This is a genomic window from uncultured Flavonifractor sp. (assembly GCF_944387675.1).
In the GTDB taxonomy this organism is placed as follows: Bacteria; Bacillota; Clostridia; order Oscillospirales; family Oscillospiraceae; genus Flavonifractor.
Genome location: NZ_CALXFV010000067.1, coordinates 1 through 12,999, shown reverse-complemented (window position 1 = coordinate 12,999; position 12,999 = coordinate 1). Strand labels below are relative to the sequence as shown.

General features: G+C 62.6%; 12 protein-coding genes. 5 read left to right on the top strand and 7 right to left on the bottom strand.

The window, feature by feature from the left end:
* From serS to Q0J74_RS07495, 7 genes are all read right to left on the bottom strand, one after another.
* The coding region (gene serS, locus Q0J74_RS07525) for a serine--tRNA ligase (protein ID WP_297212857.1) at window positions 1-1,112 on the bottom strand (1,112 nt) is incomplete at its 3' end.
* Between the two features lie 47 nt (window positions 1,113-1,159).
* Complete coding sequence (locus tag Q0J74_RS07520) at window positions 1,160-1,732, bottom strand: hypothetical protein (RefSeq protein WP_297212855.1); 573 nt, start codon at window positions 1,730-1,732, stop codon at window positions 1,160-1,162.
* Complete coding sequence (locus Q0J74_RS07515; protein ID WP_297212853.1) at window positions 1,729-2,625, bottom strand: ParB/RepB/Spo0J family partition protein; 897 nt, start codon at window positions 2,623-2,625, stop codon at window positions 1,729-1,731. The genes Q0J74_RS07520 and Q0J74_RS07515 overlap by 4 nt, the downstream gene beginning before the upstream one ends.
* A 1-nt stretch (window position 2,626) precedes the next feature.
* Window positions 2,627-3,412, bottom strand: coding sequence for a ParA family protein (locus Q0J74_RS07510; protein WP_297212850.1), 786 nt, complete (start codon window positions 3,410-3,412; stop codon window positions 2,627-2,629).
* Window positions 3,413-3,589: 177 nt separating this feature from the next.
* Entirely contained in the window at window positions 3,590-4,390 is an 801-nt protein-coding gene (locus tag Q0J74_RS07505; protein ID WP_297212848.1) for a ParB/RepB/Spo0J family partition protein, read from the bottom strand.
* A 118-nt stretch (window positions 4,391-4,508) separates the two neighbouring features.
* The gene (locus tag Q0J74_RS07500; RefSeq protein WP_297212846.1) at window positions 4,509-5,366 is read right to left on the bottom strand and encodes a YitT family protein; all 858 of its coding nucleotides are present in this window, start codon (window positions 5,364-5,366) and stop codon (window positions 4,509-4,511) included.
* 13 nt (window positions 5,367-5,379) lie between these two features.
* Window positions 5,380-7,032, bottom strand: a complete 1,653-nt coding sequence (locus tag Q0J74_RS07495; RefSeq protein WP_297212844.1) for an S-layer homology domain-containing protein — start codon at window positions 7,030-7,032, stop codon at window positions 5,380-5,382.
* A 254-nt stretch (window positions 7,033-7,286) separates the two neighbouring features.
* Here Q0J74_RS07495 and Q0J74_RS07490 point away from each other — a divergent pair, with 254 nt between their 5' ends.
* From Q0J74_RS07490 to Q0J74_RS07470, 5 genes are all read left to right on the top strand, one after another.
* Window positions 7,287-7,862: a xanthine phosphoribosyltransferase gene (locus Q0J74_RS07490; RefSeq protein WP_297212842.1), complete on the top strand. Its 576-nt coding sequence runs from the start codon at window positions 7,287-7,289 to the stop codon at window positions 7,860-7,862.
* A 188-nt stretch (window positions 7,863-8,050) separates the two neighbouring features.
* Window positions 8,051-9,322, top strand: coding sequence for a BMP family ABC transporter substrate-binding protein (locus tag Q0J74_RS07485; RefSeq protein ID WP_297212840.1), 1,272 nt, complete (start codon window positions 8,051-8,053; stop codon window positions 9,320-9,322).
* Between the two features lie 105 nt (window positions 9,323-9,427).
* Complete coding sequence (locus Q0J74_RS07480; protein WP_297212838.1) at window positions 9,428-11,011, top strand: ABC transporter ATP-binding protein; 1,584 nt, start codon at window positions 9,428-9,430, stop codon at window positions 11,009-11,011.
* Window positions 11,004-12,092 (top strand): ABC transporter permease, encoded by a 1,089-nt coding sequence (locus tag Q0J74_RS07475; protein WP_297212836.1) that lies wholly within the window; start codon window positions 11,004-11,006, stop codon window positions 12,090-12,092. The genes Q0J74_RS07480 and Q0J74_RS07475 overlap by 8 nt, the downstream gene beginning before the upstream one ends.
* Window positions 12,089-12,999: ABC transporter permease (locus Q0J74_RS07470; protein ID WP_297212834.1), on the top strand; the 911-nt coding region annotated here is incomplete at its 3' end. The genes Q0J74_RS07475 and Q0J74_RS07470, both read left to right, overlap by 4 nt.

Genomic DNA, 12,999 nt, shown 5'->3' with positions numbered 1-12,999 from the left:
CGGCGGGCCTGGGCGTCCCCCAGGTTGGAGCAGGAGCACACCTCGAAGTATTTCTGCTGCCGGGGGGACCAGGCCTCGATGTCGCAGGACTTCACCTTCAGATCGGCCAAATCGCCGGAGCAGCATTCCAGCTGCCGCACGGGGATGTCCATGGACCGGAACAGCTCCACGGAGTAGCGCCACATCTGCTCGTACCACTTCATGGAGTCCTCCGGCCTGCACACCACCACCATCTCCTGCTTTTCAAACTGGTGGATGCGGTAGACCCCCCGCTCCTCGATGCCGTGAGCGCCCTTCTCCTTGCGGAAGCAGGGGGAGTAGGAGGTGAGGGTCTGGGGCAGCTTGTCCTCGGGGATGATCTGGTCGATGAATTTACCGATCATGGAGTGCTCGCTGGTGCCGATGAGGTAGAGATCCTCTCCCTCGATCTTGTACATCATGGCGTCCATCTCGGTTTGGGACATGACGCCCTCCACCACGTTGCCGTGGATCATAAAGGGGGGAATACAGAAGGTAAAGCCCTTGTCCATCATAAAGTCCCGGGCGTAGGCCAGCACCGCCTCGTGGAGGCGGGCCATGTCCCCCATCAGGTAATAGAAGCCGGAGCCGGACACCCGGCCGGCGGAGTCCATGTCGATGCCGTCAAAGGCCTCCATGATCTGGGTGTGGTAGGGGATCTCAAACGCGGGGACTACCGGTTCCCCAAACCGCTGCACCTCCACGTTGTGGGAGTCGTCGGGACCGATGGGGACCGAGGGATCGATGATGTTGGGAATCTGGAGCATGATGCGGCGGATCTGCTGAGCCAGCTCCACCTCCCGGCCCTCCAGGTAGGCCAGCCGGTCGGCGTCGGCCTTCACCTCAGCCTTCAGGGCTTCCGCCTCCTCCAGTTTGGAGGGGTCCTTTTTGGCCTGGCCCATGAGCATGCCCACCTGCTTGCTCTTGGCGTTGCGGGCGGTGCGAAGGTCCTGGGCCTCCTGGATGGTCCTCCGGTTTTCCCCGTCCAGGGCGATGACCTCGTCTACCAGAGGAAGCTTTTCCTCCTGGAATTTCTTTTTGATGTTTTCTTTGACCAGTTCGGGATTCTCCCGGACAAAGCGAATATCCAACATGGCTGCTTCACCTCAATCAATGTTTGTTTCACGTGAAACACAAAGTTCTATCCCAGCCAGGACACCAGCTGCTGCCAGGCCTCCAGGGGGTTGTAGATCTCCAGCTCCGCCGGGTCGGCGTACTGGGTGCAGTAGAGAGAGAGGGTCTCTTCAATCTGGTAGGTCTGGTTCTGGGTCAGGGGCTGGTTGGCCAGGAAATCCCGGGCGTCACTGTACCGGCCCTGGTTGTACAGGCTCCGAAGGGTGTTCAGATCGGACAGAGCCTGGAGAATGGCGGTGAGCTCCCCCTGGGTCTGTTCGCTCTGGGCGGCCTGCTCCTCCACCTGCTGGGCAAGGGCCTGGTTTTCCTCCTCCAGCTGGGCCACCTGTTCCTTCAGCGTGTCGTTCTCCTTTAGCTTGTTCTCCAGGGATTCCACCGCGGAGTTGGAGGTCTCCTGAAGGTTGTCGATGGCCTCCTGATTGGACCGGTGCTGCATGAAGAAGGAGAGCAGCAGCAGCAGGAAGGCGGCGGCAAACAAAATCATCAGGTAGAAGAGCACCGGGTTGCGCTTGACCGGCCGCTCGTGCTCCGCGGCGTGCTGCAAGCTCTCCCGCTCTCCACGGGGTGTGCGGCTGCTCACAGCGCCTCACCCCCCTTTCCGCGGCTGGGCAGCTGTTCCAGCAGCTCCAGCAGGGCGTTCAAGTCGTCGGGGTTGTAGTACTCCAGCTCGATTTTACCCTTCTTTTTGCCGTTGACGATGTGGACCTTCCGGCCAAACCGGGCGGCCAGGGATTTCTCCGCCTCCCGAAAGTAGATGGACAGGTCGGGACCTGCCGGGGCGGGGGAGGGGGGCGGCTCCTGTGCGCCCCGGGCCAGCCGCTTGGCCAGGGCCTCGGTCTGGCGGACGCTGAGTCCCTCTGCCACCACCTTTCGGGCCAGCTGCATTTGCAGCCCGCCGCTGCTCACCGCCAGGATGGCGCGGGCGTGGCCGGCGGTCAGCTTGCCCTCCTCCAGCAGCTGGCATACCGGGTCGGGCAGGGTCAGCAGTCGCAGGGCGTTGGCCACCGCCGGGCGGGATTTGCCCACCCGCTGAGCCACTTCCTCCTGGGTGAGACCGTACTCCTCGGTGAGCACCTTGTAGCCGTTGGCCTCTTCCATGGGATTCAGGTCCTCCCGCTGGAGGTTTTCAATCAGGCCCAGCTCCATTACCTTCCGGTCATCGGCCTCAATGATGACCGCCGGCACCTCGGTGAGTCCCGCCAGCTTGGCCGCCCGCCACCGGCGCTCCCCGGCGATGATCTGGTAGTAGCCGGAGGCCAGCCGCCGCACCGTCAGGGGCTGGATGATGCCGTGGGTGCGGATGGAGTCGGCCAGGTCCTGGAGGGTCCCCTCCTCAAACCGCTTTCTGGGCTGCTTCACACCCGGCTCCACCTGAGAGATGGGCAGGGAGAGCGATCCGCCCTCCTGGGACTGGAGGGCGGCATCCCCCAGCAGAGCGCCCAGGCCCCGGCCCAGGCCGCGTTCCAATGCCATGTCATTCGCTCCTTTCCATGCGGGTTACGGCGTATTGATTGTGTTCCAGCACTTCGGCGGCCAGGGCGGCATAGGCCTCGGCGCCCCGGGAGAGGGGGTCGTAGGCGGTCACCGGCTTACCGTAGCTGGGGGCCTCGGACAGGCGTACGTTCCGGGGAATCACCGTGGCGTACACCTGGCCGGGGAAGTGGCGCTTGACCTCCTCCGCCACCTGCATGGACAGGTTGGTTCGCCCGTCATACATGGTGAGCACCACTCCTTCCAGGGTGATGGCTGGATTGAGGGAGCGCTTGACAATGCGGATGGTGGACAGCAAGTCGCTCAGCCCCTCCAGGGCGTAGTATTCACACTGCACCGGCACCAGCACCGTGTCCGCGGCGCACAGGGCGTTGAGGGTAAGCAGCTCCAGGGAAGGGGGGCAGTCGATGAGGATGTAGTCGTAGTCGGAGCGCACCAGGGACAGGGCGTCTTTCAGCCGGTATTCCCGCCGCTCCAGACCGATCATCTCCACGGTGGCCCCGGTGAGGGCCTTGTTGGAGGGAATCACGTCGCCGTAGGGGGTGGAGACAATGGCTTTGGCAGTCTCCGAGCCGTTGAGCAGCACATCATATACATTGGGGGCGATGGTCTTGTCCACCCCCAGACCGGAGGTGGTGTTGGCCTGGGGATCAAAGTCGCACACCAGCACCCGCTGTTCCAGCTTTTTCAGGGCGGCGGCCAGGTTTACACAGGTGGTAGTCTTTCCCACGCCGCCCTTCTGATTCACAATCGCAATGGTTTTTGCCATAGGACACCTGCCTTTTTCTTCTGTCACCAGCGTACTTTTCTATTATATCGTCTCCATTCCGCTAATTCAACCGAAAAAGCACAAGAACCTTGTTCCACGTGAAACAAGGTTCTTGTGCTTTTTCTCTATGGCGGGGCATACGGGTGTTTCACGTGAAACACACAGCCGGACCCCAGCCTATCCCTTGGGAATGGTAATGGTGAGGAGAATGGCCTCCTCCGTCTCCTTTCGCTGGCAGTCGGCGTTTACCCCGGCGCTTTTCATCAGGGACAGCCCCCGACTGACGGTGTTGAGAAACAGCCGCACGTCCTTGATAACAAAGGTGGGCTTTTTCCGGGGCTTGTCCCGCTGGCGGAGCAGGTCCTCCACATACTGCTCGGTGCGGGCCACCGTCAGCCCCTGTTGGGTGACGTACCGGGCGGCCTCCAGTTGGGCCTGGGGTCCCTCCAGCCGGAGCAGCGCCCGGGCATGGCGCTCGGTACATCCCCTCTCCCGCAGCAGGGCCAGGGCCTCCGGCGGCAGCTTCAGCAGCCGCAGCTTGTTGGCCACCGCCGACTGGGACTTGCCGATCTGCCGGGCGGTCTCCTCCTGGGACAGGTGGTAGGTCTCCATCAGCCGGGCCAGGGCGGAGGCCTCCTCCACAAAGTCCAGGTCCCGGCGCTGGAGATTCTCCACCAGGGCCAGCAGAGAGGAGCCCTGGCTGTCCACGCTCACCACAATACAGGGGACCTCGGTCAGCCCCGCCATCCGGGCGGCCCGCAGCCGCCGCTCTCCGGAGACCAGCTCGTACCCCAGGCTGCCCCGGCGCACCGACAGGGGTTGGAGCACTCCGTGCTCCCCGATGCTGGCCGCCAGCTCCTCCAGCCCTTCCCGGGAAAAGTGGCGCCGGGGCTGGTCCGGGTTGGGCGCAATGGCGGCCACAGGCAAATAGAGCACCCGATTGCTCTCATACAATCCTTTTCGGCGTAACAACGGCATAAGAAGCCCCTCCTCCGCGGCAAATCACATTCGGTAACCATATATTACCATATTTTGCCGCGAAGGAGAGGGAATGGCGTCGATTGGGAAATATTTTCCAGGGAAATCCCAGCCGAAGTCAGGCCCGCAGAAAGCCCTTGCCGAAAATTTCGCTGGAGTTGGCCACAATGAGGAAGGCTTGGGGGTCCACGGCCTTGAGCTGGCGGCGGAGCATCACCGCCTGACCCCGGGAGAGAACGGTGAGCACCACGTGATGGGTCTCGTGGGTGTAGGCCCCCTGGGCCTGCCACAGGGTGGCCCCACGCTCCAGGGTGTGGGTGACATAGTCGCACACCGCCTCCGGGTGGGAGGTGATGATGAAAAAGGCCTTGCGGCGGTTGAAGGACTCAATGGCAGAGTCCACCAGCGCCGACTTGAGGGCCAGGCCCAGCAGGGAGCACAGGCCGGCCTGAACGTTGAACACCACCAGGGCGGCGGCGGCGATGGCCACGTCGGAGATGAGCAGCGCCCGGCCCACATCCATACCGGAGTACTTTTTCAAAATCATGGCGGCGATGTCGGTGCCGCCGGAGGAGGCGCCCACATTGAACAGAATGGCCGAGCCAATGGCGGGGAGGATGACGGCGAAGAGCAGCTCCAGCATCAGCTGGTCGGTCAGGGGGGCGGTCAGAGGCCAGAGCAGCTCAAACAGCTGCACCAGGGCAGCGTAGAGGATGGAGCAGTACACCGTGCGAAACCCGAAGTTTTTGTCCAGCAGCAAAAAGCCCAGCAGCAGAAACAGCAGGTTGATGATGGTGTTGAAGGTGGACGGGGAGAGCTGGGGAAGCAGCTTGCCCAGCAGCACCGCCAGGCCGGACACGCCGCCCATGGAGAAGTTGTTGGGAAACTTGAAGAAATAGACCCCCAGGGACACCAAGGCGGTACCCAGGGTCATCAGGATAAACTCTTGGACCAGTTCCCTGGAAACAGGTTTCATCGCGTTTTCCTCCTCAACGGGTACTCTGTACCGCGCTCCACACGTCGTAGCCCGGGGATGCGGGGATGCTGCCCATCCGCCACAGAGACACCCCGGTAACGCCGAAGAGCCGGGCCAGCTGGAGCTTGTCCAGTACGCTCTGCTCGTTCTCATACCACACCTTGTACCACTCGCCGTCCTCATTGGTGTAAAGGGCGCAGGGATTGCGGTACCTGTCGGAGTAGGTTACCACCGTGTCCGGCTGGCTCAGCCGGGCGGTGAGGGTGGCAACAGACGGGTGGTAGATGGTGGTCTCCAGTAGCCGGCCCTCCTCATCCACGTGGAAACCGGCGGTACCGAAAGAGATGGCCAGAGCCAGCTTGCCCACGTCCTCCACCCCGGTGTCCGGATCGGTAAGATCCCGCAGAGCCTCGTACACACTGGCAAAGGGGGTGACGGGGGAGTTGGTGTTGGCCGTCCCCACATAGGAGTCGGGGACCGAGGTCCACTGGTAGTCGTGGGCCATGAGGATCACCTTGTCGCACACCGCCCCCAGCCCCCGGTAGTCGTAGCCGGTGTACCAGGTGTCGGACTGGACGCAGACGTACAGGGACTTCTCCGCCGGAAGGGCGGCCCGCAGCTCCCCCATAAAGGCAACATAATTTGATTTTATGGCATCTCCGCTCAGCCCCTCAAAGTCTATGGTCAGGCCGGCGTAGTCCGCCGCCGCCGCCGTCAGGGCGGCGACGGTCTGGGCGCGGGCCTCCGGGGTGGAGACCGCCGCCCCCACGGTGGAGGTGGTGGTGCCGTCGGCCAGAGTGAGGCTGTCGGCGGCGGAGGCGTAGACGTTCAGGTTGTAAGGCAGCTGCTGGCTCTCGAAATAGGAGATGGCGGGGGTGACATCGGTGGGGCGCACCCACTCGTTGCCGTTGGCGGAGGTGGAGTTGAGGACAGGGCCGCTCTCCCCGTACTCCAGCCTGGCCCAGCCCAGGCTGACGGCGTCCATACCGGCGGCCAGATTGATCTGGGCGTAGGAGGAGAAGGCGTAAAAGCCGTGGAGCCAGTCGGTTTTGGAGATGTACCGCTCGTACACCCGCACCAGCATGGCCGCCGCCTCCTCCCGCCTGGCGGAATGGGTGGGCAGGAACTTCAGGGAGCCGTCCGGACCGTCCACTCCCTTGATCATGCCGATATCGTAGGCGATGGCTATGTACCCCACGTCCTGCGTCACATCGTCAAAGGGGAGGGTCAGATCGGTGAGGTCCTGGGCCAGGGTGTCGTATCCCAGGGCGCGCACCAGCATCACCGCCATTTCCCCCCGGCTGATGTAATCCTCCGGCCGGAAGGCGCCGGAGGGGTTCATTACATTGTGAAGCCGGGCGGTCTCCACGGCGGAGTAGTACCAGGCGGAGGGGGCGCAGTCGATGTAGGAAGGGCTTTGGGGGGATACCGTCTCCCAGCCGAACATGCGGCACAGGACGGTGACGAACTGGCTGCGGGTAATCCAGTCCCCCATGCCGAAGGTGCCGTCGGGATAGCCCTGAATCAGCCCGTAGTCTGCCGCCTTGTCCACCACCTCCTGAGCCCAGTGGCCCTGGGCGTCGGCAAAGGCGGCTTGGGCGGAGAGGGGGGCGGCGGAGAGCACCAGCAGGAGGGCCAGCAGCCCGCTGCAAATTCGCTTGCGCATAGAAAAACCTCCTTTATCAAAAAAGGACCGGGAACAATCCAACAGCATTGTACCAAATTCCCCGCCAAAGTACAACGGGAAAGGCGGGGCGGGGGTACAGACCGGCGAAATCTACCAACCCCCCTGCGTTTTCCACAAAATTTCTAAAAACAGGTGACGAACCGTCTGGTTTTTGATAGAATATAGTTGTTGCGGGAGACTTCCCCCTTGGGCTAAAATGAAAATAAGTAAATTGGGTTGGAGGAGTAGGGGCTATGAAGCAGCTGGAGGAGCGCATCCGAACCGATGGTAAGATCCGCGAAGGCGGCGTGCTGAAGGTGGACAGCTTTCTGAACCATCAGATGGATGTCAAACTGTTTCAGGATATGGGCAGGGAGTTTCTGCGTTTGTTTGGAGACTGCGGAGTGACCAAGATTCTGACCATCGAGGCATCGGGGATCGGGATCGCGTGTGTGGCTGCGCAGTTTTTTGATTGTCCGGTGATCTTTGCCAAGAAGAACAAGACCAAGAACATCGCCGGGGACGTGTATACCTCCAAGGTGGAGTCCTTTACCCACGGGAAGGTGTATGATATCATTGTGTCCAAGGAATTTCTCCGGCCGGAGGACCGGGTGCTCATTATTGACGACTTTCTGGCCAACGGCTCCGCCCTCCAGGGCCTGATCAAGCTGGTGCAGGACGCGGGCGCCACCCTGGTGGGGGCCGGTATCGCGGTGGAGAAGGCTTTCCAGCCCGGCGGAGAGCTGATCCGGGGCATGGGTGTCCGGGTGGAATCTCTGGCAAAAATCAAGAACATGAGTGTGGAGGACGGCGTGGCCTTTTGTGACTGAGAGCCGCCCGCACCAGAGTGACAAGGCAAGACCGGCTGCCGCAGGCGGAGGGTGCGTCCCTTCGTGATGAGCGGATGATGTGTGACGCCCGCTGGAAGCGGGGGGAGAGCGCTTTCCCCCTTTGCCGCAGGCAGCCGTTTGGAATAGAGGGACCTTACTGAACCAGTGTGATATAAGGAGGAACTGACATGAAGAAGAGACTGCTTGCAATGCTTCTGGCGGGCGCCATGGTGTTTGGCCTGGCCGCCTGCGGCAACAATGACCAGGGCTCCAGCCAGACTCCCGCCGGCGGGAACACCCCTGCCGGTACCGAGGAGACCGGCGGCGAGACCAAGACCGTGAAGGTGGGTCTGATCTGCATCGGTGACGAGAATGACCAGGGCTACACCTACAACTTCATCCGCGGCAAGGAGGCCGTTACCGAGGCCCTGGCCGAAAAGGGCATCAACGTGGACTGGGTTGTGAAGTGGAACATCGGAGAGGACTCCTCCTGCGAGGAGGCCAACATCGAGCTGGCCGAGGCCGGCTGCCAGCTTATCATCAACAACTCCTTCGGCTTTGAGCCCTTCATGCTGAAGGTGGCCCCTGACTATCCCGAGATTGAGTTCATCTCCTGCACCAACCAGGCCAGCTGGACCGACGATCTGGAGAACACCCACAACGCCTTCGCCAACATCTACGAGGGCCGCTACCTGGCGGGCATCGTGGCCGGCATGAAGATGCAGGAGATGATTGACAACGGGGAGATTACCGCCGACCAGGCCGTGATCGGCTACGTGGGCGCCTACTCCTTCGCCGAGGTGATCTCCGGCTTTACCGCCTACTACCTGGGCGCCAAGAGCGTGTGTCCCTCCGTCACCATGAAGGTGCAGTTCGTAGGCTCCTGGTCCGACGCCACCCTGGAGGGCAACGCCGCCCAGGCCCTGTGCGATGCCGGGTGCATCATGATCTCCCAGCACTCCGACAACACCACTCCCGCCACCGCCGCCCAGAACGCCGGCGTGTTCCACACCGGCTACAACAACGACATGATCCCCGTGGCGGAGGATGCCTCCCTCATCGGCACCCGCATCGACTGGTCCGTGTACTTTGAGTACGCCATCGAGGCTGTGGCCAACGGGGAGAGCTTTGATCAGGACTGGTGCCACGGCATGGACGAGGGCGCCGTGGTTATGACCCCGCTGAACGAGGCCATTGCCGCCGAGGGTACCGCTGAGAAGCTGGCCGAGGTGGAGGAGCAGATCCGCTCCGGCGAGCTGCAGGTGTTCGACACCTCCACCTTCACCGTGGACGGCGCCGAGCTCACCAGCTGCCTGGCCCTGGATACCGACGGCGACTTTGTGGCCGACTCCGAGGAGGCGGTGTTTGACGGCGCCTTCCACGAGTCCTACTTCCAGTCCGCGCCCTACTTCACCGTGGAGATTGACGGCATCGAGTGGCTCAACTCCGCCTTCGGCTAATCCCGCTGTCTCACCAGAAAAGAGGGCTGCCCCGGCAGCCCTCTTTTTCCTCTTTGCTTCATTCAGGAACCTGACCTACGTCATATCACAGGAAGGATGACAGCCTTGGAAACTGTCCATGCCATTGAGCTGCGGCACATCACCAAACGCTTCGGCACCAAGGTGGTGGCCAACGACAACATTGACCTGACCATTGACCGGGGGGAGATTCTCTCCCTGCTGGGGGAGAACGGCAGCGGCAAGACCACCCTGATGAACATGCTCTCCGGCATCTATCTCCCCGACGAGGGGGAGATTCTGGCGGAGGGGAAGCCGGTGTCCATCCGCTCCCCCGGGGACGCCTACGCCCACGGTATCGGCATGATTCACCAGCACTACAAGCTGGTGGAGGTCTTTACCGCCGCGGAGAACATCGCCCTGGGTCTGAAGGGAAAGGGGCATGACCGGCGGACGGTGGCCGCCCAGGTACAGGCCATCAGCGACAAATACGGCTTCGGCATTGATCCCAATAAAAAGGTATACGATATGTCGGTGTCGGAAAAGCAGACGGTGGAGATTGTAAAGGTGCTCTACCGCGGGGCCGAGGTGCTCATTCTGGACGAACCCACCGCTGTGCTCACCCCCCAGGAGACCGAGCGGCTCTTCGGGATTCTCCGCACCATGAAGGCCGACGGCAAGGCCATCGTCATTATCACCCATAAGCTCCACGAGGTGATGGCCATCTCCGACAAGGTGGCGGTGCTCCGCAAGGGCAAGTATGTCGGCACGGTGAATACCGCCGACACCAACCCCCAGAAGCTCACCGAGATGATGGTGGGCCACGCCATTACCCTGAATATTGACCGGCCCCAGGCCAAATACAGGGATTTGCGCCTGGAGGTAAAGGGCCTCAACTGCCGCAGCGGCGAGGGTCTGCCGGTGCTGAAGGACGTGTCCTTCCAGGCTTTCGGCGGGGAGATCCTGGGTATCGCCGGTATTTCCGGCTCCGGTCAGAAGGAGCTGCTGGAGGCCGTTGCCGGCCTGCAAAAGGCGGAGTCCGGCCACATCTTCTATTATCCGCCCCACCCCAAAAGCGACATCGCCGGCCGCCACGTGCCGGTGGACAAGGCGGGGGAGGAGTTGGTGGGCAAGACCCCCGGCCAGATCCGGAAGGTGGGAGTGTCCCTGGCCTTCGTCCCGGAGGACCGGCTGGGCATGGGCCTGGTGGGGAGCATGGGCATGGTGGACAACATGATGCTCAAGACCTACAAGGATGCTCCCGGCCCCTTTGTGGACCGCAAGCCCCCCAGGGAACTGGCCCAGCGGCTGGTTCAGGAGCTGGAGATCGTCACCCCGGGCATCTCCGTACCGGTGCGCCGGATGTCCGGCGGCAATGTGCAGAAGGTGCTGGTGGGCCGGGAGATCGCCTCCACCCCCACGGTGCTCATGACCGCCTACCCGGTTCGGGGTTTGGATATCAACTCCTCCTACACCATTTACCGCCTGCTCAACGAGCAGAAGCTGAAGGGCGTGGCGGTGCTGCTGGTGGGGGAGGACCTGGACGTGCTGCTGGAGCTGTGCGACCGGATTTTGGTGCTGTGCGGCGGCCGGGTCTCCGGTGTGGTGGACGGACCGGCCGCCACCAAGGAGCAGCTGGGCCTGATGATGACCCGCGTAGGCGGAGGAGAGGAGGAGAGCCGGCATGAGTGAGCACCATACCCCGCTGATCCGTCTGGCCAAGCGGGACGCCATGGCCAGGGGCCAGGTGTGGGCCATCCGGGCCAGCTCCTTTTTGGCGGCCATCCTGATCAGCGCCGTCATCTTCCTGGTGATGGGCCACAACCCCCTGGGGGCCTTCGGCACCATGATTACCGGCGCCCTGGGCAAGAATACTGCCATCCGCCAGACGGTGCGCATCGCCATCCCCCTGCTGGGGACCGCTTTGGCCATCGCCCCCTGCTTCAAGATGCGGTTTTGGAACATCGGCGCCGAGGGACAGATCACCGCCGGCGCCGTTGGAGCCAGCTACTTCGCCCTGTTCTGGGCGGACAGGCTGCCCCAGGTTCCCCTGCTGCTGGTAATGGCGGCGGCGGGAGCCGTCTGCGGCGGCCTATGGGCGCTGATCCCCGCCTTTTTCAAGGCCCGCTGGGGGACTAATGAGACCCTGTTTACCCTGATGATGAACTACATCATGATCGGCGTGGTGAAGTGGCTCCAGGGCGGCCCCTGGGAGGGACGGCCCGGATCCCAGATCATTCCCCAGTTTGACTCGGCGGCCGTGCTGCCCAAGGTGCTGGGGGTCCACTGCGGATGGATCATCGTGCTCATCCTCATGGTGGTGATGTTCCTCTACATGAAGTTCACCAAGCAGGGCTATGAGATCGCCGTCATCGGCGGCAGCGAGAACACCGCCCGGTATGCCGGGATGAATGTGGGCTGGATCATCATGCGCACCATGTTCCTCTCCGGCGCCATCGCCGGCCTGGTGGGCTTTATTGTCTCCTCCGGCGCGGACAACACCCTCCATGCCGGGGTGGCCGCCGGGGTAGGCTTTACCGCCATCACCGTGGCCTGGCTGGCCCAGCTCAACCCCTTTGCCATGGTGGCCATCTCCATGCTGCTGGCGGTACTGGAGAAGGGGGCCAGCACCCTGGAGACCCAGCTGTATGTCCCCGCCTCCATCTCCGACATCATCACCGGCATCTTCCTGTTCTGTATGCTGGGCTGCGAATTCTTCATCAATTACCGCCTGATTCTCCGGGGCGGCCACAGGGAGGGAGCTGTGCAATGATCAATCAAAACGCGGTGCTGCTCCTCATTATGGCGGCTGTGCTCAACGGTGTGCCGCTGCTTTTCGGTACCCTGGGTGAGATCCTGTCGGAAAAGGCGGGCAACCTGAACCTGGGCGTGGAGGGCATGATGTTCATGGGCGGAGCCATCGGCCTGGGCGCCGCCTTCTACTACGAAGCTGCCGGCGGCACCGTGGGGGTGCTGGCGGTGTGCCTGTCCCTGCTGTTCTCCTTCCTGGGCGGGGCGCTGGGGGCGCTGATCTACTCCTTCCTCACCGTCACCCTCCGGGCCAACCAGAACGTCACCGGTCTGGCCCTGGCCATTTTCGGCACCGGCGCGGGCCAGTTCATCGGCCAGTATATGCGGGAGACTTCCGGGGGCTATGTGGCCGTCAGCAACAATCTGAAGGCGGTATTTCTCAACTCCCCCTTTCCCGCCGGACTGCAGGAGCTGCCGGTGGTGGGTCCCCTCCTCTTCGGACACAGCATCTTCTTCTACCTGGGGGTGCTGCTGGCGGCGGCCATGTACTGGTTCCTCAGCAAGACCCGCTCCGGCCTGAGCCTGCGGGCGGTGGGAGAGTCCCCCGCCACCGCCGATGCCGCCGGCATCCACGTCACCCGGTACAAATACGTGGCCACTGTGGTGGGCGGGGGAATCTCCGCCATCGGAGGTATGGTGTACATTATGACCATTGCCAGCTGTGTGTGGAATCACGAGGCCCTCTCCGGCGAAGGCTGGCTGGCGGTGGCGCTGGTGATCTTCTGCCTGTGGCGGCCCCTCAACGCCATCTGGGGTTCGGTCCTGTTCGGCGCCCTGATGATCCTCTACCAGCGGCTCCACCTGTCCTTTGTCCCGGATGAGCTCTATAAAATCCTGCCCTATGTGGTCACAGTGGTGGTGCTGATCCT